18 protein-coding genes are annotated in these 21,356 nt (G+C 72.5%); 14 read left to right on the plus strand and 4 right to left on the minus strand.

Annotated features, from left to right (window positions below; translation table 11 throughout):
* Positions 1 to 105 precede the first annotated feature (105 nt).
* From Aph01nite_RS04705 to Aph01nite_RS04760, 12 genes are all read left to right on the plus strand, one after another.
* A complete protein-coding gene (locus Aph01nite_RS04705; protein ID WP_204039483.1) occupies positions 106 to 1,068 on the plus strand; it encodes a dipeptidase in 963 nt (320 codons plus the stop codon).
* Positions 1,069 to 1,155: 87 nt separating this feature from the next.
* Positions 1,156 to 2,535 (plus strand): serine hydrolase domain-containing protein, encoded by a 1,380-nt coding sequence (locus Aph01nite_RS04710; RefSeq protein WP_204039484.1) that lies wholly within the window; start codon positions 1,156 to 1,158, stop codon positions 2,533 to 2,535.
* A 36-nt stretch (positions 2,536 to 2,571) separates the two neighbouring features.
* Positions 2,572 to 4,167, plus strand: a complete 1,596-nt coding sequence (locus Aph01nite_RS04715; protein WP_204039485.1) for an ABC transporter substrate-binding protein — start codon at positions 2,572 to 2,574, stop codon at positions 4,165 to 4,167.
* A 2-nt stretch (positions 4,168 to 4,169) separates the two neighbouring features.
* A complete protein-coding gene (locus Aph01nite_RS04720; RefSeq protein ID WP_204039486.1) occupies positions 4,170 to 5,165 on the plus strand; it encodes an ABC transporter permease in 996 nt (331 codons plus the stop codon).
* A gap of 1 nt (position 5,166) precedes the next feature.
* Positions 5,167 to 7,056: a dipeptide/oligopeptide/nickel ABC transporter permease/ATP-binding protein gene (locus Aph01nite_RS04725; protein WP_204039487.1), complete on the plus strand. Its 1,890-nt coding sequence runs from the start codon at positions 5,167 to 5,169 to the stop codon at positions 7,054 to 7,056.
* The gene (locus Aph01nite_RS04730) at positions 7,053 to 7,817 is read left to right on the plus strand and encodes an ABC transporter ATP-binding protein (protein ID WP_204039488.1); all 765 of its coding nucleotides are present in this window, start codon (positions 7,053 to 7,055) and stop codon (positions 7,815 to 7,817) included. Before Aph01nite_RS04725 ends, Aph01nite_RS04730 begins: the two co-directional genes overlap by 4 nt.
* Positions 7,814 to 9,202 (plus strand): serine hydrolase domain-containing protein, encoded by a 1,389-nt coding sequence (locus Aph01nite_RS04735; protein ID WP_239161393.1) that lies wholly within the window; start codon positions 7,814 to 7,816, stop codon positions 9,200 to 9,202. Before Aph01nite_RS04730 ends, Aph01nite_RS04735 begins: the two co-directional genes overlap by 4 nt.
* Positions 9,203 to 9,204: 2 nt before the next feature.
* Positions 9,205 to 10,311, plus strand: coding sequence for a M20 family metallopeptidase (locus tag Aph01nite_RS04740; RefSeq protein WP_239161394.1), 1,107 nt, complete (start codon positions 9,205 to 9,207; stop codon positions 10,309 to 10,311).
* Positions 10,308 to 11,093 carry a GNAT family N-acetyltransferase gene (locus tag Aph01nite_RS04745; protein WP_204039489.1) on the plus strand — a complete coding sequence of 262 codons (786 nt, stop codon included), beginning with the start codon at positions 10,308 to 10,310 and terminating at the stop codon, positions 11,091 to 11,093. The genes Aph01nite_RS04740 and Aph01nite_RS04745 overlap by 4 nt, the downstream gene beginning before the upstream one ends.
* 19 nt (positions 11,094 to 11,112) lie before the next feature.
* The gene (menC, locus tag Aph01nite_RS04750) at positions 11,113 to 12,237 is read left to right on the plus strand and encodes an o-succinylbenzoate synthase (RefSeq protein WP_204039490.1); all 1,125 of its coding nucleotides are present in this window, start codon (positions 11,113 to 11,115) and stop codon (positions 12,235 to 12,237) included.
* 38 nt (positions 12,238 to 12,275) lie between these two features.
* Positions 12,276 to 13,910 (plus strand): PucR family transcriptional regulator, encoded by a 1,635-nt coding sequence (locus Aph01nite_RS04755; protein ID WP_204039491.1) that lies wholly within the window; start codon positions 12,276 to 12,278, stop codon positions 13,908 to 13,910.
* A 29-nt stretch (positions 13,911 to 13,939) separates the two neighbouring features.
* Positions 13,940 to 14,884 (plus strand): acyltransferase domain-containing protein, encoded by a 945-nt coding sequence (locus Aph01nite_RS04760; RefSeq protein WP_204039492.1) that lies wholly within the window; start codon positions 13,940 to 13,942, stop codon positions 14,882 to 14,884.
* Between the two features lie 36 nt (positions 14,885 to 14,920).
* Here the strand turns inward: Aph01nite_RS04760 and Aph01nite_RS04765 are convergent, their stop codons facing one another.
* Together Aph01nite_RS04765 and Aph01nite_RS04770 are read right to left on the minus strand one after the other, a co-directional pair.
* Positions 14,921 to 15,571 carry a response regulator gene (locus tag Aph01nite_RS04765; RefSeq protein WP_204039493.1) on the minus strand — a complete coding sequence of 217 codons (651 nt, stop codon included), beginning with the start codon at positions 15,569 to 15,571 and terminating at the stop codon, positions 14,921 to 14,923.
* A complete protein-coding gene (locus tag Aph01nite_RS04770) occupies positions 15,553 to 16,761 on the minus strand; it encodes a sensor histidine kinase (protein WP_204039494.1) in 1,209 nt (402 codons plus the stop codon). Before Aph01nite_RS04770 ends, Aph01nite_RS04765 begins: the two co-directional genes overlap by 19 nt.
* A 111-nt stretch (positions 16,762 to 16,872) precedes the next feature.
* Between Aph01nite_RS04770 and Aph01nite_RS04775 the strand changes: the two genes are divergently transcribed.
* Entirely contained in the window at positions 16,873 to 17,613 is a 741-nt protein-coding gene (locus Aph01nite_RS04775; protein ID WP_204039495.1) for an ABC transporter ATP-binding protein, read from the plus strand.
* Entirely contained in the window at positions 17,613 to 19,985 is a 2,373-nt protein-coding gene (locus Aph01nite_RS42030; protein WP_204039496.1) for an FtsX-like permease family protein, read from the plus strand. Before Aph01nite_RS04775 ends, Aph01nite_RS42030 begins: the two co-directional genes overlap by 1 nt.
* Here the strand turns inward: Aph01nite_RS42030 and Aph01nite_RS04785 are convergent.
* Together Aph01nite_RS04785 and Aph01nite_RS04790 are read right to left on the minus strand one after the other, a co-directional pair.
* Positions 19,972 to 20,871 (minus strand): hypothetical protein, encoded by a 900-nt coding sequence (locus Aph01nite_RS04785; RefSeq protein ID WP_204039497.1) that lies wholly within the window; start codon positions 20,869 to 20,871, stop codon positions 19,972 to 19,974. The two genes, Aph01nite_RS42030 and Aph01nite_RS04785, sit on opposite strands and share 14 nt — an antisense overlap.
* Positions 20,868 to 21,353, minus strand: coding sequence for a hypothetical protein (locus Aph01nite_RS04790; protein ID WP_204039498.1), 486 nt, complete (start codon positions 21,351 to 21,353; stop codon positions 20,868 to 20,870). Before Aph01nite_RS04790 ends, Aph01nite_RS04785 begins: the two co-directional genes overlap by 4 nt.
* Between the last annotated feature and the right edge of the window lie 3 nt (positions 21,354 to 21,356).

Consider the following 21,356-nt stretch of genomic DNA (forward strand, 5'->3'; position numbering starts at 1 on the left):
CATCCCTACTAAAGCAAGGCTTACCTAAATAAACGTCGCATAGGGTACAAAAGGGTCTTGTTGTCGGATACACCGCCCCCGGGTTTTCGGTCCAGGATGTGCCCCATGACTTCCGACCGCCGCGCCTTCTGGGAGCAGCACGCCTGCCTGCCCCTCACCCTCGACGCCGACGTCAGCGACATCCTGCGCTACCGCCGCCCCGGCGGCGCCTACGTGTGCGTCAACGTCGGCTACGCGCCGCACTCCCGCGAGGACTCCCTCGCCTACATCGACCATTTCACCCGCTCGATCGAGGCCCACCCCGACCTGGAGATCGCGACCACCATCGGCGAGATCGACGCCGCCCTTCCCGGCGACCGGATCGTGGTGGCGTTCGACCTGGAGGACTCCAACCCGCTCGCGGGGGACCTCGACATGGTGCGGACCTTCTACGACCTGGGCGTGAAATCGCTGCTGCCGAGCTACAACAACGGCAACGCCGCCGGGTGCGGCTGCCTCGACAAGACCGACACCGGCCTCACCGCGTACGGCCGAGACCTGGTCAGGCGGATGAACGAGGTGGGCATGCTGGTGGACGGGTCGCACTGCAGCACTCGTACCGGGCTGGATCTCTCGGAGGTCTCCGAGCAGCCGATGATCTACTCGCATTCGGCGATGCGCGGGCTGTGGGACCACGTCCGCAACATCACCGACGAGCAGGCCCGGGAGTGCGCCGCGACCGGCGGCGTCATCGGCATCCCCGGCGTCGGCATCTTCCTGGGCCCCAACACCGCGACCCTGGACGCCTTCATCGCCCACATCGACTACGCCGTCGAACTGGTCGGGCCCGAGCACGTCGGCATCGGCAGCGACTACTCCTTCGACGCCGAGGACGTGATGGCGGATCTGGAGGCCAACCCGCACCTGTTCCCGGAGGAGTACACCCGCTGGGGTGTGATCCAGTTCGTCGAGCCGGAGACCACGCTGCTGGTCGAGCACGAACTGGTCAGGCGCGGCTACCCGGAGGAGGCCGTACGCGGCATCCTGGGCGGCAACTTCCGGCGGGTCGCCAGCCAGGTCTGGACGTAGGCGTTCGTCCGATCGGACAACCGGAACCGGCTGGGGTTGTCCGATCGGCTGAATACTGCGGCAGATGCGCTCTCTACTCTCGGCAGCATGATGTCGCCAGAGAGTGTGCGGAGCTGGCTCGACGAGCACTTCGCCCGGATCGTGGCCGAACGCGGAGTGCCGGGCGCCTCGGTCGCCGTCCTCACGCGGGGCCAGGTGCTCACCGCCGCCGCCGGTGTCCTCAGCAGGGCCACCGGCGTCGAGGCGACCGCCGACGCGGTCTTCCAGATCGGGTCGATCACCAAGCTGTGGACCAGCACGCTGGTGATGCAGCTGGTCGACGACGGCCTGGTCGATCTCGACGCGCCGCTGCGCACGTACCTGCCCGGCTTCACCGTACGCGACGAGGCCGCGGCGGCCGCGATCACCACGCGGCAGCTGCTGTGCCACGTGGCGGGCTTCGAAGGCGACATCTTCACCGACACCGGCCGCGGTGAGGACGCCGTCGAGAAGTACCTCGACTCGATCCACGACATCCCGCAGCTCTTCGAACCCGGCGAGGTCTTCTCCTACAACAACACCGGGTTCGTGGTGCTCGGCCGCCTGGTCGAGGTGCTGCGCGGCAAACCCTTCGACGAGGTGCTGATCGAGCGCCTGGCCGGCCCGCTCGGGCTCACCCACGTCTCGCCGAGCCCGTACGAGGCGATCCTGCACCGGGCCGCCGTCGGCCACGTGCCCGGCGCGGACGGCGCGATGACGCCCGCGCCGACGTGGGCGCTGGCCAGGTCCAACGCGCCCGCCGGATCCATGCTCGCCATGACCGCCCGCGACCTGCTCGGCTTCGTCGCCATGCACCTCGCGGGCGGTACGGCACCGGACGGCTCGGTCGTGCTGACGCCCGGCAGCGTGGCCGCCATGCGGCAGCCGCAGGTCAAGGTGCCCCGCCTCAGCGGCATGGCCGAGGCGTGGGGCCTTGGCTGGGAACTGGGGGAGTACGACGGCCACGCCGTCATCGGCCACGACGGCGGGACCATCGGCCAGGCCGCCTTCCTCCGGTTCGCGCCCGAGCACGGCGTCGCCATCGCGCTGCTGACCAACGGCGGCGACTTCTTCGGCATCTTCGACGACGTCCTGGCCCACCTGCTCGACCGGCTCACCGGCATCACCCTGCCGGGCCGCCCGGTGCCGCCGGCCGCGCCGGAGCCGATCGACCCGGCGCCGTACCTGGGCCGCTACACGGACACGATCTACGACATCACCGTCAGCCAGGACGACGACGGCGCGATCTGGCTCGACCGGGTGCCGAAGGACGTCATCGCCGAGATCGGCGGCAAGCCCATGCGCAGCCGGCTGGTGCACCTCGAGGGCGACTCGCTGATCGCCCTCGAACCGATCCACGGCATCCACCCCGTCTACGCCTTCATCGGACGCGACGACGCGGGCCTCGCGAAGTACGTCCACTACGGCCGTGTGGTGGCCCGCGCCTGAGATCTCCTCCGCTCACCCCCCAGCAAAAGGAATCGCATGACTCCCTTCCGCACGAGGGCCCTCGCGGCGCTCGCCCTGACCGGTTCGGTCGGTTTGGCTGCCTGCGGCAGCGACGCGCCCCAGTCCGCCGGGCCGGGTGACGACGCCCCGTACGTCAACGGCAAGACCTTCACCCTCAACCTGGCCGCGGACCCGGGCGCCCTCGATCCGCAGGGCTCGGCGGTGAGCGCCCTGTTCGGCATGACACAGTTCGCGTACGACAACCTGGTGAACGTCGCCGAGGACGGCACGATCCTCCCGCAGCTGGCAGGCGCGTGGACCGTCGAGGGCACCACTCTCACGTTCGACATCAAGAGCGGCGTCACCTGCGCCGACGGCACCCCGTTCACGGCCCAGACGGTGGTCGACAACATCGCCTACGTGGAGAACCCGGACAACAAGAGCCCGTTCCTGGGCGTCTTCATCCCGGCCGGCGCGACCGCCTCCGCCTCCGGCTCGAAGGTCACCGTCAAGCTGGCCGCGCCGGCGCCGTTCGCGCTGAACTCGTTCTCCAACCTGCCGATGGTGTGCGACGCCGGCATGAAGGACCGCGCCACCCTCAAGGCCGGCACCAACGGCACCGGCCCGTACGTGCTGACCGAGGCGGTCCCCTCCGACCACTACACCTACCAGCTCCGCCAGGGCTACACGTGGGGTCCCGGCGGCGCCACCTCGGCCGAGACGGGCATGCCGGCCAAGGTGATCTTCAAGATCGTCGCCAACGAGACCACCTCGGCCAACGAACTGCTCGCCGGCACCGCCAACGCCGTCCAGATCACCGGTCCCGACGCCGACCGCCTCGCCGCGGCGAAACTGGACTCCGTGGGCACGCAGGCGCTGATCGGCCAGCAGTGGTACAACCACGCGTCCGGCCACAGCACCGGGGACCCGGCGGTGCGCATGGCGTTGACGCAGGCGGTCGACTTCAAGCAGCTGCAGGTCGCGCTCACCTCCGGCAAGGGCGTCGGCGCGACCCAGCTGGCCACCCTTGAGCCGACCGGATGCGACGGCGACGCCGTGACCGGCCATGTGCCGGCCTTCGACGCCACCGCCGCCGGGGCCACCCTCGACGCCGCCGGCTGGACGAAGGGCCCGGACGGCGTCCGCGCCAAGGACGGCAAGAAGCTCTCCGCCTCCTTCATCTACGACACCTCGCTCGGGACCGGCGGAAGCGCCGCCGCCGAACTGGCCGTGGCGGCCTGGAAGGCGGCCGGCATCGAGGTCGAGGCCACCCAGCAGAACTCCACGCAGCTCACCGGCGCGCTCTTCGGCACCGGTGACTGGGACATCGCCTGGGCGCCGGTCAACGTCAGCACGCCCGACCAGATCATGCCGTTCGTCTCCGGCCCCGCGGCCCCGAAGGGCACGAACTTCGCCGCCATCGAGAACGCCGACTACCAGGCCCTCGCCACCAAGGCCATGAGCGCCAACGGGGCCGCCGGCTGCCAGGACTGGTTCGCGGCGGAGCAGGCCCTCTACCAGGCCGCCGACCTGGTGCCGTTCGCCAACAACGTGATCCCGACCTTCCTCAATGGCGCGAAGCTGTCCATCGTCGGCAGCATCGTCCCGACCAGCATCCGGATGCTCGGCTGACGATGAAGAGTCCGACAGCGGCAGCCGTCCCGCCCGTGGCCGGCCTGTGGTCGCACCGGTGGCTGCGTTTCGCGCTCCGGCGCACGGGCCGGCTGCTGGCGTCGCTCTGGGTCCTGGTGACCGCCTCGTTCCTGATGATCCATCTGGTCCCGGGGGATCCGGTGCGGGCCGCGCTCGGCCCGACCGCCCCGGCGGAGCTGGTGCTGGCGCACAAAGAGGAGCTCGGCCTGCTGGACCCGCTCTGGCAGCAGTACGGCGACTACCTGACCCGCCTCCTCCACGGGGACCTGGGCGTCTCGATCACGAGCCGGCTTCCCGTGGGGGAGACGATCGCCCAGCGCCTGCCCGCGACCGCCGAGCTGGCCTTGGCCGCGTTCCTCCTGTCGATGATCGTCGCGGTGCCCGTGGGCGTGGTGATGGCGGTGATCACCCGCCACGGGAAGGGGCGGCGGACGGAACTGGCGTTCACGGGGACGAACGTGGTGCTGGGCGCGATCCCGGACTTCCTGTTCGGCGTCGGGCTCGTCTACCTGCTGGCCGTGCAGACCAACGTGTTCCCGGTGGCGGGCCGCGACGGCCTCGACTCGTACGTGCTGCCGGTGCTCGCGCTGGCGATCGGCCCCGCCGCGGTGCTGTCCCGCATCGTCCGCGTGGAGATGCTCGCCGTGATGGAAGCCGACTACATCCGTACGGCACGGGCCAAACGCCTCACGCCGCTGCGGGTCCACCTCATGCACGCCCTGCCCAACGCCGTCACGGCGACCCTCACCCTCGGGGGCCTGCTGCTGAGTTCGCTCGTGGCCGGCACGGTTCTGGTGGAGAACGTCTTCGCCTGGCCCGGCCTGGGTTCGTCGATCGTGTCCTCGATCGTCTCGAAGGACTATCCGCTGGTCCAGGGGACCGTCCTGGTCTACGGCGTCGGCGTCCTGCTGATCAACACCGTCGTCGACGTGGCGCTCGCGCTGCTCGACCCCCGTTCGGCGATCGGAGAGAGCTGAGATGCGCGCCTCCCGCGTTCTGCTCAGGCCTGTCGGCTTCGCCGGATTCGGCCTCCTGGCCGTCGTACTGTTCGTCGCCGTGTTCGGCCCGGTCCTGTGGGGTGACCGGGCCGCGGTGGTCGAAACCGGCAATCTGCTCGACGGCCCGTCGGCCGAGCACTGGATCGGCACCGACAACCTCGGCCGGGACCTGTTCTCCCGGGTGCTGGTGGCCGCCAGGCTCTCCATCGTGCTGGCCCTGGCGGCGACGGCGATCAGCATGGTGCTGGGCATCGTCCTGGGCGCGGCGCCGATGCTGGTCGGACGGCGGCTGGGCCGCCTGATCACGGCGGGCGTCAACGTGCTGGTGGCCTTCCCCGGCGTGCTGCTCGTACTCTTCTTCGCCGTCATCTTCGGCGTCGGCGCGCGCGGGGCGGCACTCGCCGTGGGCCTGGCCGGCGCGCCCGCGTTCGCCCGGCTCTGTCACACCCTCGTCGCGGCCGTCTCCGAGCGGGACTACATCGCCGCCGCCCGCATCGCGGGCGTCAGCAAGATCCGTGTGCTCGTACGGCACGTGCTGCCGAACATCGCCGAACCGCTCATCGTCAACGCGACCATGGCCGCCGGCGGGGTGCTCCTCACCTTCGCCGGGCTCTCGTTCCTGGGACTGGGGGTGCAGGCCCCGGACTACGACTGGGGCAAGCTCATGCAGGACGGCCTCAACGGCATCTACGTCCACCCCCTCGCGGCGCTCGGGCCGGGCATCGCCGTCGTCCTCGCGGGACTCGCGTTCAACCTCACGGGCGAGGCCTTCGCGGCCGCGTTCGGCATCGGCGAGACGTCCGGCAGAGTGCGCCGGGAAGCCCCGGCCACCGCCGATCGCGAGCACGCGGTGGCGGCTCCCGAGCCTGGCGCGGTCCTCTCGGTGGGCGACCTGCGGGTGACGATCCCCGGCGCCCAGAACCCGATCCGGGCGGTACGGGGCGTCACGTTCGCCGTGCGGGACGGCGAAGCCGTCGGCGTCGTCGGCGAGTCCGGCTCCGGCAAGTCGCTGACGGCGCTGGCCGTGGCCCGGCTCATCGAGCAGCCGATCCGCGTCGAGGCCGATCACCTGGTCTTCGCGGGAGAGGACCTCATGGCCGGCGGCGACCCCGAGTCCCTGCGCAAACGCCTCGGCACCTCGCTGGCCGTCGTCTTCCAGGACCCCATGACCTCCTTCAACCCGGCGCACCGGGTCGGGCCGCAGCTGGCCGAGGTGAGCCGCTTCCACCAGGGACTGAGCCGCAGGGCGGCCTTCGCCCGCGCGGTCGACCGCCTCCGCGCGGTGAAGATCCGCGAGCCCGAGCGGCGCGCGAGGCAGTACCCCTTCGAGTTCTCCGGGGGGATGCGCCAGCGGGCGATGATCGGCATGGGTCTCATGGGGACCCCGCGGCTGATCATCGCCGACGAGCCGACCACCGCCCTCGACGTCACCGTGCAGCGGCAGGTCCTCGAACTCCTCGCCGAGGTGCGCCGCGACACCGGCGCCGCCCTCCTGCTCATCAGCCACGACGTCTCGGTCGTGACGGACGTGTGCGACCGCGTCCTGGTGATGTACGCCGGCCGCATCGTCGAGGAGCTGCCGGCCGCGGACCTGCGCACGCTCGCCCGGCACCCGTACACGCGGGCGCTCGTGGCGGCGGTGCCGGACATGGAGACCGACCTGACCCGGCCGCTCGCCGTCATCCCCGGCCTGCCGGTCGATCCGGCGCACATCCCGGACGGCTGCGCCTTCGCGGCCCGCTGCCCGCTCGCCGACGACCGCTGCCGCGCGGTCGAACCGCCGCTCCTGTCCTCCCCGGCGGGCGACCGCGTGGCGTGCCACAAGGCCGGGCAGCCGCTTCCCGCCGACACCGTGGAGGTCACCGCATGAGCGTGCTCAGCTTCCGCGACGTCTCCGTACGGTACGGCTCGCACACCGTGCTGAAGGGCGTCAGCCTCGACGTCGCCGAGGGCCAGACCGTGGGCCTGGTCGGCGAGTCGGGCTCCGGGAAGTCGACCATGGCGCGGGCCGCCGTCGGCCTGGCCCCCGTCACCAGCGGCCAGATCCTGCTGAACGGCCATCCGGTGCCCGGCCGGGGCCGCGAGCGGCCGGTGCAGATGGTCTTCCAGGATCCGTACTCCTCGCTCGACCCGCGCATGACCGTGGGGGAGAGCATCGCGGAGGCCATGCGGGACCGCCTCGGCAAGAAGGCCCGGCAGGCGGAGATCGCGCGCCTGCTCGCGCTGGTCCATCTGGACGCGTCCCGGGCCGGCGACCTGCCCAGCCGGCTCTCCGGCGGCCAGCGTCAGCGCGTCGCGCTGGCCAGGGCGCTCGCGGCCCGGCCCGAGGTGATCCTCGCCGACGAGATCACCTCCGCGCTCGACGTGTCCGTGCAGGGCGCCGTGCTCAACCTCGTCCGCGACATGCGGCGCGACCTGGGCCTGTCCATGTTGTTCATCTCCCACAACCTGGCGGTCGTCCGGTACGTCGCCGACCACGTGGCCGTCCTGTACGCCGGCGAGATCGTCGAGTACGGCCCCACCGCCCAGGTCCTCGGCGCGCCACGCCACGAGTACACCCGCACCCTCATCGACGCCATCCCCGGACCCGGGCGAAGTGCCCACACCATGACCTTGAAGGAGCAGACGTGACCACTATCGATCAGGTCCACTGGCAGAGCCGTCTCGACGAGCTCGCCGCCAAGCACGGGATTCCGGGCGCCCAGCTGGGCATCCTCCGGGTCGGGACCGACGGCGCGGACGACGAGCTCGTCACCGCCGTGACGGGCGTGCTGCACGCCGGCACCGGCCAGCCGGCCACCGCGGACTCCGTCTGGCAGATCGGCTCCATCTCCAAGGTGTGGACCGCGACCGTCATCATGCAGCTCGTCGACGAGGGCCGGTTCACCCTGGAGACGCCGGTCGCGGAGATCCTCCCGGAGTTCCGGCTGCGCGACCCCGAGATCACCGCGGCCGTGACCGTCTGGCACCTGCTCACCCACACCAGCGGCATCGACGGCGACCTGTTCACCGACACCGGCCGGGGCGACGACGCGCTGGAGAAGTACGTCGCGCTGCTGGCCGACTCCGCGCAGAACCACCCGATCGGCGCCACCTGGTCGTACTGCAACGCGGGCTACTCCGTGCTCGGCCGGATCATCGAGGTCGTCACCGGCCGGACCTGGGACCAGGCGATCAAGGAGAAGCTCTTCGCCCCGCTCGGCCTGACCCACACCACGACCCTGCCCGAGGAGGCGATGGTCTTCGCCCACGCGATGGGCCACGTCAAGGGCGGCGAGGAGCCGGTGGTCGCGCCGGTGTGGGGCCTGCCCCGCGCGGTCGGCCCGGCCGGCCTGATCACCTCGACCGTCACCGAGGTGCTCGCCTTCGCCCGGATGCACCTGGCCGGGGGACTCGCCGCCGACGGGACCCGCGTGCTGTCGGAGGAGAGCACGGCGGCGATGTCGGCGTACCAGACCGACTGCCCGGAGAAGCACCTGCTGGGCGACTCGTGGGGGCTGGGCTGGTTCCGCTGCGACTGGCACGGCCATCGCGCGTACGGCCACGACGGCAACACCATCGGGCAGGCGGCGTTCCTGCGCGTCCTGCCGGAGGCCGGGGTCGCGGTCGCGCTCAACACCAACGGCGGCCACACCCACGACCTCTACCTCGACCTGTACGACGAGATCTTCGCCGAGCTCACCGGCGTGCGGACGCCCGAGCCGTTCGAGCCGCCGGCCGAGCCGGTGACGACGGACGTGGCGCCGTACGCCGGGACGTACGAGCGGGAGTCGGTCCGCATGGAGGTCTTCGACGACGAGGGCAAGCCGACCCTGCGGGTCACGGTGACCGGCCCCCTGGCCGAGCTGGAGGACATCCCCGTCCAGATCTACGAGATGACCCCGGTCTCGGCGGGCGTGTACACCGTACGCCCCGAAGGCATGGAGTCGTGGGTGCCCGTGACGTTCTACTCGCTGCCCACGGGCGAGGAGTACGTGCACTACGGCGCTCGCGCGACCCCGAAGAAGCTCGGCTGACCGTGCGCGTTTTCAGCATCGACGCGTTCCTCACCGACCTGAGAGCCCTCGTCGAGTGCGAGTCGCCGTCCTGGGATCGGGCCGCGGTCGCCCGCTCGGCCGACCTCGTCGCCCGCGTCGGCGCGCTCCGGCTCGGCGCGGAACCCGAGCGGATCACTATCGACGGGTGCGCGCACCTGCGGTGGCGCTTCGGCGACGGCGACCGCCAGGTGCTGCTCCTGGCCCACCACGACACGGTCTGGCCGCTCGGCACCCTGGCGACCCGTCCGTACGAGCTGACCGGCGGCGTGATCCGCGGACCGGGCTGTTTCGACATGCTCGCCGGCCTGGTCATGGCGATCCACGCCGTCGCCGGACTGCCCGACCGCACCGGCGTCACCCTGCTGGTGACGGGGGACGAGGAGATCGGGTCGCCGAGTTCGCGCGCGCTGATCGAGGAGGAGGCCCGCCGCTCCAGGGCGGCGCTCGTCCTGGAGGCGTCAGCCGACGGCGGCGCGCTCAAGACCGCCCGCAAGGGCGTGTCCCTGTACGAGGTCCACGTCACCGGACGGGCGGCCCACGCCGGGCTGGAGCCGGAGAAGGGCGTCAACGCCACGCTCGAACTGGCCCGGCTCGCCCTCGCGGTGAGTGCCCTGGGCGATCCGGCGACCGGCACCACGGTCACGCCGACCGTGATCGCGGCGGGCACGGCCACGAACACGGTACCCGCGTCGGGCTCCTTCGCGGTCGACGTACGCGCCTGGAGCCACGACGAGCAGCTGCGGGTCGATCGGGCGCTGCGCGCGCTGACACCGGTCGACCCCGCCGCCGTGATCGAGATCAGGGGCGGCGTCAACCGGCCGCCGCTGGAGGAACCGGCGAGCCGCGCGCTCCTGGAGCGGGCCGCCGGCGTCGCCGCTCGGCTCGGCCTGCCGCCGGTCTCCGGGACGGCCGTCGGAGGCGCCTCGGACGGCAACTTCACCGCGGGCGTCGGCACCCCGACGCTCGACGGCCTGGGCGCGGTGGGCGCGGGAGCCCACGCCGACCACGAGCACGTCCTGGCCGGCCGGGTGCCCGACCGCACGGTGCTCCTGCGCGAACTGGTCGCCGAACTTCTGGAGGAGGCGTGAGCATCGAGACCTCTTCCCTCGACCTGGCGGCGGAGGACGCGGCACGGTGGGCGGCGAAGGCGGGCGTGGTGACGAGGGAACTCCGGGACCTGCACGAAGCCCACGCCGTGATCGACCTGCTCATCGAGATCTGGGGCCGGCCGGAGAACCCGCTGATGACGGTCGAGTTCCTGCGCGCCCTCACGAAGGCGGGCAACTACGTCACCGGGGCGTACGACGGAGACCGGCTCGTCGGCGTGTGCATCGGCTTCCACGAGGAACCGGCGGCGCGTACCCTGCACAGCCACATCGCCGGTGTGGCGCCGGGCCTGGTGGGCCGCAGCGTCGGGACGGCGCTCAAGCTCCACCAGCGCGCCTGGGCCCTGGCCCGGGGCATCGGCACGATCGAGTGGACCTTCGATCCGCTGGTCAGCCGGAACGCGTACTTCAACATCGTCAAGCTGGGTGCGCTCCCGGTGGAGTACCTCCCGAACTTCTACGGCGCGATGCACGACGCGATCAACGGGGGCGACGACACCGACCGCCTGCTCGTGCGCTGGGACCTGCTCTCGCCGCGGGTCGTCGCCGCCTGCTCGGGGACGCCGTTCGAGCGCCCGGCCGGCGGCCCGTCCAGCAGGAGGGTCGCGGCTCCGGCCGACATCGCGGCCCTGCGCGTGGCCGACGCGGCCGCCGCCGTGGCCTGGCGTCTGCGGCTGCGCGACGAGCTGGAGCCGCTGATGGCCGCCGGCGGACGCGTCGTCGACTTCGACTTCGACCTCGGCTACCTCGTCGAGTCGACCTGAGACAGATCCGGAGAACGTCATGAAACTGCGCGGAATCGAACTGCGCCGTGTCTCGATGCCGCTCGTGTCCCCGTTCCGTACCTCGTTCGGCACGCAGACCGAGCGCGACATCCTCCTGCTCAAAGCCGTGACGGACGACGCCGAGGGCTGGGGCGAGTGCGTCGCGCTGGCCGACCCGCTCTACTCGGCCGAGTACGTGGAGTCCCAGGCGGACGTGCTGCGCCGCCACCTCCTCCCGAAACTGGCGTCGCCCGAGGGGAGGGCCGCCATCGCGCGCTCCGGCGCGGTCGCCGTCGCCGGCCTGCTGCACCCGTTCAAGGGCCATCGCATGGCCAAGGCCGCGATGGAGATGGCCATCCTCGACGCGGAACTCCGCGCGCTCGGCCGCTCCTTCGCCCGCGAACTCGGCGCGGTCGCCGACCGGGTTCCCAGCGGGGTGTCGGTCGGCATCCACGACTCCGTCCCGGAACTGCTGTCGGTCGTCGGGGGATACCTGGACGAAGGGTACGTGCGGATCAAACTGAAGATCGAGCCGGGCTGGGACGTGGTCCCGGTGGCCGCCGTGCGGGAACGTTTCGGCGGGGACGTGCTGCTCCAGGTCGACGCCAACACGGCCTACACGCTTCGCGACGCCCGCCACCTCGCCAAGCTCGACGAGTTCGACCTGCTCCTGATCGAGCAGCCGCTGGAGGAGGAGGACATCCTCGGGCACGCCGAGCTGGCCAAGCAGATGGCGACACCGATCTGCCTCGACGAGTCCATCGTCTCCGCGCAGACCGCCGCCGCGGCGATCACGCTCGGTGCCTGCCAGATCATCAACATCAAGCCCGGTCGCGTGGGCGGATACCTGGAAGCCCGGAAGATCCACGATCTGGCCGTCGCTACCAGGGTGCCGGTCTGGTGCGGGGGCATGCTGGAGACGGGCATCGGCCGCGCGGCCAACCTCGCGCTGGCCGCCCTGCCCGGCTTCACGCTCCCGGGCGACGTCTCGGCCTCCGGCCGGTTCTACCGTACGGACGTCACCGAGCCGATCGTCATGGACGACGGTCACATCGCGGTCCCCACCGGGCCGGGGCTGGGCGTCACCCCCATCCCCGAGCTGCTCGACCGGTTCACGACAGCGACGGAATGGATCGACTTCTGACCGTCGGCCGATCGGATCGCCCGCCTATACTGCCGGGCGTGAGCCAGCGACCGCGCGCCAGCCTCGGCCGGGTACTGGATGACCTCGGGTCCACCCTCCTCGAACTGGTCGCCGGTGACGTCGACCATCCGGAGGAGATCAGCGCACTCGTCATCTTCGACCCGCTGGACGAACCCGTGCTCGCGCCGCGCTCACTCGTCCTGGGGGTCGGGGTCGACCCGGCCGGCGGCACGCTGGCCCCGCTGCTCCGCTCCCTCGGCGACCACGACACGGTGGCGCTCGTCGTCCGGGCTCCGGTCGCCGTGACGCCCGAGGTGCGGGACGCCGTCGAGGCCGGCGGCGTGGCCCTCATCGGGCTGCGCCGAGGCGCGACATGGGCCCAGCTCACCGCCCTCATCCGCTCGATGCTCGCCGAAGGGGACATCGGCGTCACCGGGCACGAGTCCCTCGGCGGACTCCCGTCCGGGGACCTCTTCGCGGTCGCCAACGCCGTGGCCGCGCTCCTCGACGCCCCCATCACCATCGAGGACCGCAGCTCCCGCGTGCTCGCCTTCTCCGGCCGCCAGGACGAGGCGGACCCCTCCCGCGTCGAGACGGTCATCGGCCGCCAGGTCCCCGAACGGTACGCCACCCGCCTCACCGAACTGGGCGTCTTCCGCGACCTCTACCGCTACCAGGGCCCGGTCGTCGTCAAGGCGCAGGACCTGGGCTACGACGGGATCACCGTCCAGCGCGTCGCCATCGCCGTACGCGCCGGTGACGAGGTCCTCGGCTCCATCTGGGCCGCCATGGACGGCGAGGTCGACCGAGAACGCATCGACGCCATGCTCGAAGCCTCGAAACTGGTCGCCCTGCACCTGCTGCGCCTCCGCGCCGGCGCCGACGTCCAGCGCAGACTCCGCACCGACCTGATCGGCACGGTCCTCGAAGGCGGAGCCGGCGCCCGCGACGCGCTCGTACGGCTCGGCCTGGCCGGTCGCCGCCTCGTCCTCGTCAGCGCGGGCCTGCTGGCCGACGACGACCACGCCCGCGCCGACCAGAGCAGGGCCGCCGACCTCGAACGACTCGCGGACGCGCTGTCCGTCCACCTCTCGGTGACCGTGCCCTCCTCGGCGGTGGCCGCGGTCGGCGGCACGGTGTACGGCCTGCTCCCCGTGGTCGTCTCGACGGGCAGCCCGGAACAGCGCGTCGTCCGCCTGGCCTCCGACTTCGTCGACCGCGTCGGCGGCAACCTGCACGCGATCGTCGCGGTCGCCCCGGCCGGATCGGAGATCAGCGGCATCGTGCACGGCAAAGCCCAGGCCGACCGCGTGCTCCGGGTCATGCGGGAAGGCCACACCACCCTCCGGGTGGCCCGCCTCGACGACGTCCAGACCCTCGCCCTCGTCCTCGAACTCCGCGACCTCGCCGCAGCCCGCGACGAACGCCCGGGCGGCGCCATCGCCCGCCTGATCGAGTACGACGAGCGCAACAACGCCGGCCTCGTCGAATCCCTCGAAGCCTGGCTGGACGCCCTCGGCGACGTCGCCAAGGCCGCCAACGCCCTCTTCATCCACGCCAACACCCTGCGCTACCGGCTCAGACGCGTCAGCGAGGTCGGCGAGATCGACCTCGACGACCCGGAACAGCGCTTCGCCGCGATGCTCCAACTCCGCATTTTGGCCCCACGCTGAACCGGAATCCGAGATCTATGATCGTTCGTGTGGATCTGGACGATACCGCCGCCCGGCTCGGGGTACCCGTCGAGGAAATCGACCGCGTGCACCGGCTCGCCGCCGACCGGCCATCGGCTTCGCTGCCCGCCAAAGCAGACGCGCCCGCGATCCTGGGCCGGCTCGCGGTCCGGCCGGAGGACGCCGCGGAGATCATGGAGGGCTGGCCCGACCCGGACTCTCCGTTGTGGACCCCGGAGCTGCGCTGGCTGCTCGACCGCTCGATCGCCCTGGTCCGCGCCGACCTCGGGGGCCACGTCTGGATGCCGCCCGGCCCGGAGCTGCCGCGCGAACGGGGCCCCGCCTGGCGGCACCTCTACGTGTACGCGTACCTGGCCCTGATCGACGTCGTCACGGCGTACCACCGCGACCACGGCGTCGCCGAGGCCGTGACGTGGGTGAGCCTCGCGGACCTGGGCCGCAACCTCGCGATCGACCGGCGGATGCGGCGCGAGGGCTGGCCGGTCATGCAGAGCTGGCTGACGCTGCACGCGCGCGGCAGCGTCTACGAGCTGGGCCGGCTGCAGTTCCATCGCGGCGGCGCCGCCATCGACCTGCACATCCCCGACTCGGGGCCGTTGACCCCGGAGGCGGTCGCCGCGTCGCTCGACGAGGCCCGCGCGTTCTTCCCGCGCCACTTTCCCGACGAGCACTACACGGCGTTCGCCTGCGGCTCGTGGCTGCTCGACCCGCAGCTGCGGGAGTACCTGCCCGACGACTCCAACATCGTCCGGTTCCAGCGCAGGTTCGAGCTGGAGCCGTACGAGGAGCCGGAAGGGCTGGACTGCGATGTCGAGGTACTGCGGTTCGTGTTCCGCAGCCTGACCACGCCGCTCGACCAGCTGCCGCGCGGCACCGTGCTCCAGCGCGCGATCATCGACCACCTGAAGGCCGGCCGCCACTGGCACTGGCGCCGTGGCCACTTCCCGATCTAGCCACGGTCGGGATCGCCGCGCGTCGGCTGCCGACGGTCAGCCGCGGAGGAAGGTGAGGACGGCGAGGACGCGGCGGTGGTCGTCGCCGGCGGGGGGCAGGTCGAGTTTGGTGAGGATGCTGGCGATGTGTTTGGCGACGGCGGCCTCGGTGACCACCAGGAGGCGGGCGATGGCGGCGTTGGAGCGGCCCTCGGCGACCAGGCCGAGGACCTCGCGTTCGCGTGGGGTCAGGCGGGACAGGGGGCCGCGGCGGCGGCTGAGGAGTTGCCGGACCACCTCGGGGTCGACGACCGTGTGGCCTTCGGCGACCCGCTCGACCGCGTCCACGAACTCGCGTACGTCGCCGATCCGGTCTTTCAGCAGGTAGCCGATGCCCGCGCCGCCGTCGGAGTCGAGGAGTTCGGCGGCGTAGGTCTGCTCGACGTACTGGCTGAGGACCAGGACGGCGAGGCCGGGGTGGGCGGCGCGCAGCGTGAGCGCGGCGCGCAGGCCCTCGTCGGTGAAGGCGGGTGGCATGCGCACGTCGGCGACGACGATGTCGGGGGTGTGTTCGGCGACGGCGGCGACCAGGGATTCGCCGTCGCCGACGGAGGCGACGACCTCGTGGCCGAAGCGGTCGAGGAGCCCGGCGAGGCCCTCGCGGAGGAGTACGCCGTCCTCGGCGAGGGCTATTCGGAGCGGGGGCACGGGATCTCCACACGGAGCGACGTCGGCCCGCCGGGCGGGCTGGACAGGGTCAGCACGCCGTCCGTCACGGCGACGCGGTCGGCGAGGCCGGACAGCCCGGATCCGGCCGCCGGGTCGGCGCCGCCCACGCCGTCGTCGCCGACCTCAAGCACCAGCGCGCCGTCGTGGAGGCGGCCGTACACGAAACCGCGCCGGGCCCGGCTGTGCTTGGCGATGTTGGCCATCGCCTCCGAGACGACGTAGTACGCGGTCACCTCGATCGGCGCCGGCAACCGGCCGGGCAGCGAGACGTCCACGTCGACGGGGACGGGGGAGCGGCCCGCCACGTCGTGGACGGCCGCGCCGAGGCCCCGGTCGGTGAGCACCTGGGGGTGTACGCCCCGGATCAGCTCGCGCAGTTCGGCCAGGGCGCGTTTGGCCTCCTCGTGGGCTTCGGCGAGCTGCGCCTCGGCGGGCGACCCCGGCGGCAGGTCGAGCCGGGCCAGGCCGAGTTTCATGCTGAGGGAGACCAGCCGCTGCTGGGCGCCGTCGTGCAGGTCGCGCTCGATCCGCCGGCGTTCGGCCTCGAACGCGTCGACCAGCCGGGCGCGGGAGCGGATGATCTCCGCGTCGCCCGGCGCGAGCACGGCCCGCGTGATCAACGCCCGGCATCCCGCCCACGCGGCCACCAGGTACGCGAAGAGGGGGATCAGCAGCAGCCCGGCGGCGAACAGCGGCAGGCCGTCCACCGGGGTCATGCTCGGCTGGAACGGCCCCGACATCAGCAGCAGCGGCAGCCAGAGCGCCGACGAGACCATCCCCAGGTCCATCAGCCACAGCACGGACACCGCGACCACCGTGAACCCCAGCTCCCGCCAGGTCGCCTGCTCGCGCAGCCGGGTGGCGAGCCAGGCCCGCACACCCGGCCGCGGCGGCTTCACGTGCGGGTCGCCCGCGGGCGCGCGGTCCACCAGCCGCAGCCGCCACCGCTCGAACGCCGCCGCCGGCAGCGTCAGCACCGCCACGGCGAGCACCGCACCCGCGGTCGCAAGGCCGACGCCGTACGCGTACGCCGCGTAGATCGTCACGCACGCGGCCACCGCGTGGACGGCGCTGCACAGCAGGTACGCCAGCGAACGCCAGGGCCACGACGAGCGGAGGAACGCCGCCGGCCGCCGGGTTATCGCCGCCAAGGCGGTACGCGCGAGCACCCCCCGACGTTAACCGATCAGGCCACACGGGCGCGGTAGTGCTGGGTCTACCCCGCGCTCTCGCCCCAGCGCCAATGCGCCACCCCGGCACCGGCGGCTTTCCTGGACGGCATGGATCACAAGGAGACCGTCCGGCTGCGAGAAGTCCGCCGCCTGTACGGCACCGCCACCCACACGGTGAAGGCCCTCGACAGCGTGACGGCGAGCTTCCACGCGGGCACCCTGACCGCGATCATGGGGCCCTCGGGCTCCGGCAAGTCCACCCTGCTGCACTGCGCGGCGGGCCTGGACCGGCCGACCGGCGGCACGGTCGTCATCGACGGCACCGACCTGGGCTCGCTGAGCGAGAACGGCCTGACCCTGCTGCGCCGCGAGCGGGTGGGATTCGTCTTCCAGTCGTTCAACCTGGTGTCCGCGCTCACCGCCGAGCAGAACGTGGCGCTGCCGCTGCGCCTGGCCGGCCGCGCGGCCCCGCCGGGCCTGGTCCGGGCGGCGCTGGCGGAGGTCGGCCTCGCGGACCGCGCCGGGCATCGGCCCAGCGGCCTGTCCGGCGGCGAGCAGCAGCGGGTGGCCATCGCGCGGGCGCTGATCACCAAGCCCGCCGTGGTGTTCGCCGACGAGCCGACCGGCCAGCTGGACATCAGGGCGTCGCGCCAGATCCTCGGCATGCTGCGCGGCCTGGTCGACGACCACGGACAGACGATGATCATGGTGACGCACGATCCGGTGACGGCCTCCTACGCCGACCGGGTGCTCTTCCTCGCCGACGGGCGCGTGGTCGACGAGTACTCCGGCACCGTCACCGCCGAGACCGTCGCCGGCCGCATGGCCGTCCTGGAGGGAGCCGCGTGATGACCTTCGCGACGTTGCGGGAGCGATGGCCCTCCTTCGCCGGGGGGTTCGTCGTGCTGTTCCTCGGCATGGCGATGGTGTCGATGAGCGTGCTGGCGCTGGCCTCGGCCGGGGCGCGGGTGCCGGATCGGCTGGCGGGGACGCCCGTGTTCGTGTCGGTGCCGATGATCGAGCGAGGGGAAGGCAGTTTCGCCCCGGATCGTCCGTGGTCGCCGGAGGCGGTCGCGTCGCTGACGGAACGGCTGGGGGAGATCCCTGGGGTGGCGCATGTCGTACCGGATCGGACCTTCTATGCGCAGCCGGTCATCGGGGGCAGGCCGGTTGTGAGCGACCGGGGGTACGCGTGGTCGGTGGCGATGTTGGCGCCGTACACGCTGACGGCGGGGGTCGCGCCGCGGGCGGGGGAGGCGGTGTTGGACCGGTCGCTCGGGCTGGTGCCGGGGGAGCGGGTGTCGGTGCTGACCGTGCACGGGCCGGTGACGTACACGGTGTCCGGCACGGTTGACGGGCCTGGTGTGTACCTGAGCGACGCGGAAGCGGCCCGCCTCTCGGGGGGAGTGCGCGCGATCGGCCTGGTCACCGAGCCGGGCGCGGACATCGCCGCGGTCGCGGTGGCCGCGCGGGCGGTGGCCGGCGGGGCGCACACCGGGGACGGGCGCAGCGTCCTGGAGACGCGGGAGCACGAGCGGACCCGCTGGATCGGCCTCCAGGTGCTCACGGGCATGGCCCTGCTGTCCGCCTTCGTGTCGACCCTGGTGGTCGGTACGACATTCGCGGTCGGGGTGGCGCAACGGCGTCGCGAGTTCGGCCTGCTGCGCGCCGTCGGCGCGACACCACGCCAGGTGCGGCGAATGGTGTACGGCGAGGCGCTGATCGTCGGCGTCATCGCGACGGCGGCGGGAGCGGCGGCCGGCGCGCTGCTCGGTCCCGTGCTGGGAGACGTGCTGATCGCGGCCGGCTTCGAGCCACCGGGCTTCGCGGTACGGATCTCGCCGCTGCCGCTCGCGGGCTCGTTCGCGACGGGCGTGCTCGTCACGCTGGTGGGCGTGTGGTCGGCGTCTCGCCGGGCCGCGCGGGTACGCCCGCTGGAGGCGCTGCGGGAAGCCGAGGTGGACGACCGTCCGATGCCGCGCGTGCGGTGGATCGCCGGGGCGGCGTGCTGCGCGCTGGGCCTGGCGGCGGCGGCCGACGCGGCGGCCTCGGACGGCTCGGATCCGTTCGTGATGTCGGGCCTGCTCGCGGCGATGGGCGTGATCGCGGGGCTGGCGCTGCTGTCGCCCGCCGTCGTGCCGCCGGTGGCGCGACTGGTGTCGTGGCCGCTCGCCCGGGGGCGGGGCGCGACCGGGATGCTGGTCCGGGAGAACGCGCTGACGGCGGTCCGCCGTACCGCGGCCACGGCCACGCCGGTGCTGATCACGGTGGGCTGCGCGGTACTGATCACGGGCATGGTGCAGACGACCGCCGCGGGGTTCGCCGCGGTGCGCGCCACCACGATCCGGGCCGACACGGTGATCGTGCCGGACGGCACGCCGGGACTGACGGACGCGGCGGCGTCGGCGGCAGGCGCGGAGTCGTCCCTGTTCAGCGCTGTGTACCAGCCGGACGGCGACCCACTGAGCGCCATCGGCGCCACTTCGGAACTGCTGGAACGGGCGGGCGACGCCCAGGTCGTGTCCGGCTCGCTGGAGGCGCTCCGGAGCGACGATCAGGTGCTCGTGGCGGAGTGGCTGGCCGAGGATCGCGGGCTGCGGCCGGGTTCGGCCCTGCCGGTGTCGTTCGAGGACGGCACCTCCGCGTCGCTGACGGTGGGCGGCGTGGTCCGGGAGGCGGACGCCGACGTGCTGCTCTCCCGGGAACTGCTCAGGCGGCACGACGCCGCGGCCCTGGCCACGGAGGCGTACGTCGCGGGCGTTCCCGCGCCGCCGGGCCCGGGGGCGCGCGTGGTGGACGTCCCCACCTACTCGGCGGAGGCCGACGCCGAGGAGGACCGGCTGGTGTGGATCGCCACCGTGCTCCTCGTCGCGGTGTCCACGGCGTACGCGGGCGTCGCGCTCGTGAACACGATGGTGATGTCGGCGGCCGGGCGCGTACGCGACCTCGCGGTGCTGCGCCTGTCCGGCGCGACGGGCCGGCAGGTGCTCGGGACCGTGGCCGCCGAGTCAGTGCTGGTGGTGCTGCTCGGCACCGGACTGGGGCTCGTGGTGGCCTTGCCCGCGCTGCTGGGCATGCGAGGCGCCTTCGCCACGGCCATGGCCGCGGACGTTCCCCTCGTGGTGCCGTGGCCGCTCATCCTGGGAGTGATCGGCGCCTGCCTCGTCCTCGCCGCCTGCGCGGCCGTACTCGCCGCACGGCCCGCGGTCAGGCGCGGATGAGCGCGATCACCGTGTCGGCGGTGTGGTCGAGGTAAGTGCGGCCGTCGGGCAGCCGCGCCTCCGGGCTGATGTAGCTGTGCCGGCCCATGTGGGTGGCCGGGTCGAGCCGGTGCACGGTGACTTTTCCGGCGCGTACGGCCCGGTTCCATCCACTGCCGCGGAACAGCCGCCAGCGCTGCGGGAAGATCCAGATGCAGAGCCGCTCGATCCAGTCGGTGGCGCTGGTGAGCTGGTGCAGGTGACGGGCGTGGGTGAGATCGTTGGCGCCGTTGTGGAACCCGCCGATGGTGATCAGCAGAACCGGGGCGCGCAGCTGGGAGTGGAGTTCCTCGACCGCGCCCGTGGCGACCTGGGCGCCCCCGCTGTAGCTGAGCAGCACCACCGGCAGGCCGCTGCCGGGCTCGTAACCGGCGAGGCGCAGCTGGTTCGCGATCTGGGCGCCCACCGCGCGGTTGTACAGGGGACGGTACCGCCGGTCGGCGGCGACGAAGATCTGCATCACGTTGTGCAGGAACAGCAGCAGCCCGACACGGCGGCGGATCCACTTCCACACCGGCCGGTTGCCGAGCGGATCCGCCAGCGGCGAGTACGGCTGCACCTGACCCAGCACCCGCAACTCCGGCGCCCCCGCGATCAGCGCCTTCACCAGCTGCCCCCCGTCCCGGGTATCCCGGAAACGACGTTTCCCGATGCCGTCCAGATAGACCAGATAGGCAGCCGGAGGACGATCGGGCTCCGCACCCCGCGCGTACGGCATGCCTTTGGGCAGCTCGGTCGTAGGCGTCCGCCAGCCGACCGTGTAGACCAGCACCTCGTGCCGGGCCAGCAACGCCTCAGCGAGCAGGACCGGACCGAGAAGCAGGGCGAAGAGCGGGAACTCGATCATGCGATCAGCGCCGGTGGCCTGGTGCCGCTGATCTGCATGACCAGCCGCCGGACGATCTCGATGGCGGTGCCGAGCCCGACTCCGGCGACGGCCACACAGCCTGCGGCGGCCCACCAGCCCAACCCCGTCGTCTCGGCCAGCGGGCCGACGAGCCCGATCCCGACCCCCATCAGGAGCAGCAGGTGCAGCAGTGGCCCGAGCAGCGGAAACGCGAGGACGGCGGCCAGAAGCAGCGGGGCCACCCGGCCGGGTGTCCAGGCCAGCGCGACTCCTTGCGGACCCGGCAGCGCCAGCTCGGCGAGGGTCCACGCGGTCAGCGGCCACAGCGCGAACACCACGCCCTCCACCACCGCACCCGACAGCAGGAGCATGATCGCGTGGGATCGGGACGCGGTGGGCCGGCGCGCCACCAGGGGCAGGATGCGCCCGGCGGCCTCGGACAGCCCGGCGAACAGCAGCAGCACGCCGACGACGGACGACATCGC

The organism is Acrocarpospora phusangensis, from assembly GCF_016862995.1.
Taxonomy (GTDB): domain Bacteria; phylum Actinomycetota; class Actinomycetes; order Streptosporangiales; family Streptosporangiaceae; genus Acrocarpospora; species Acrocarpospora phusangensis.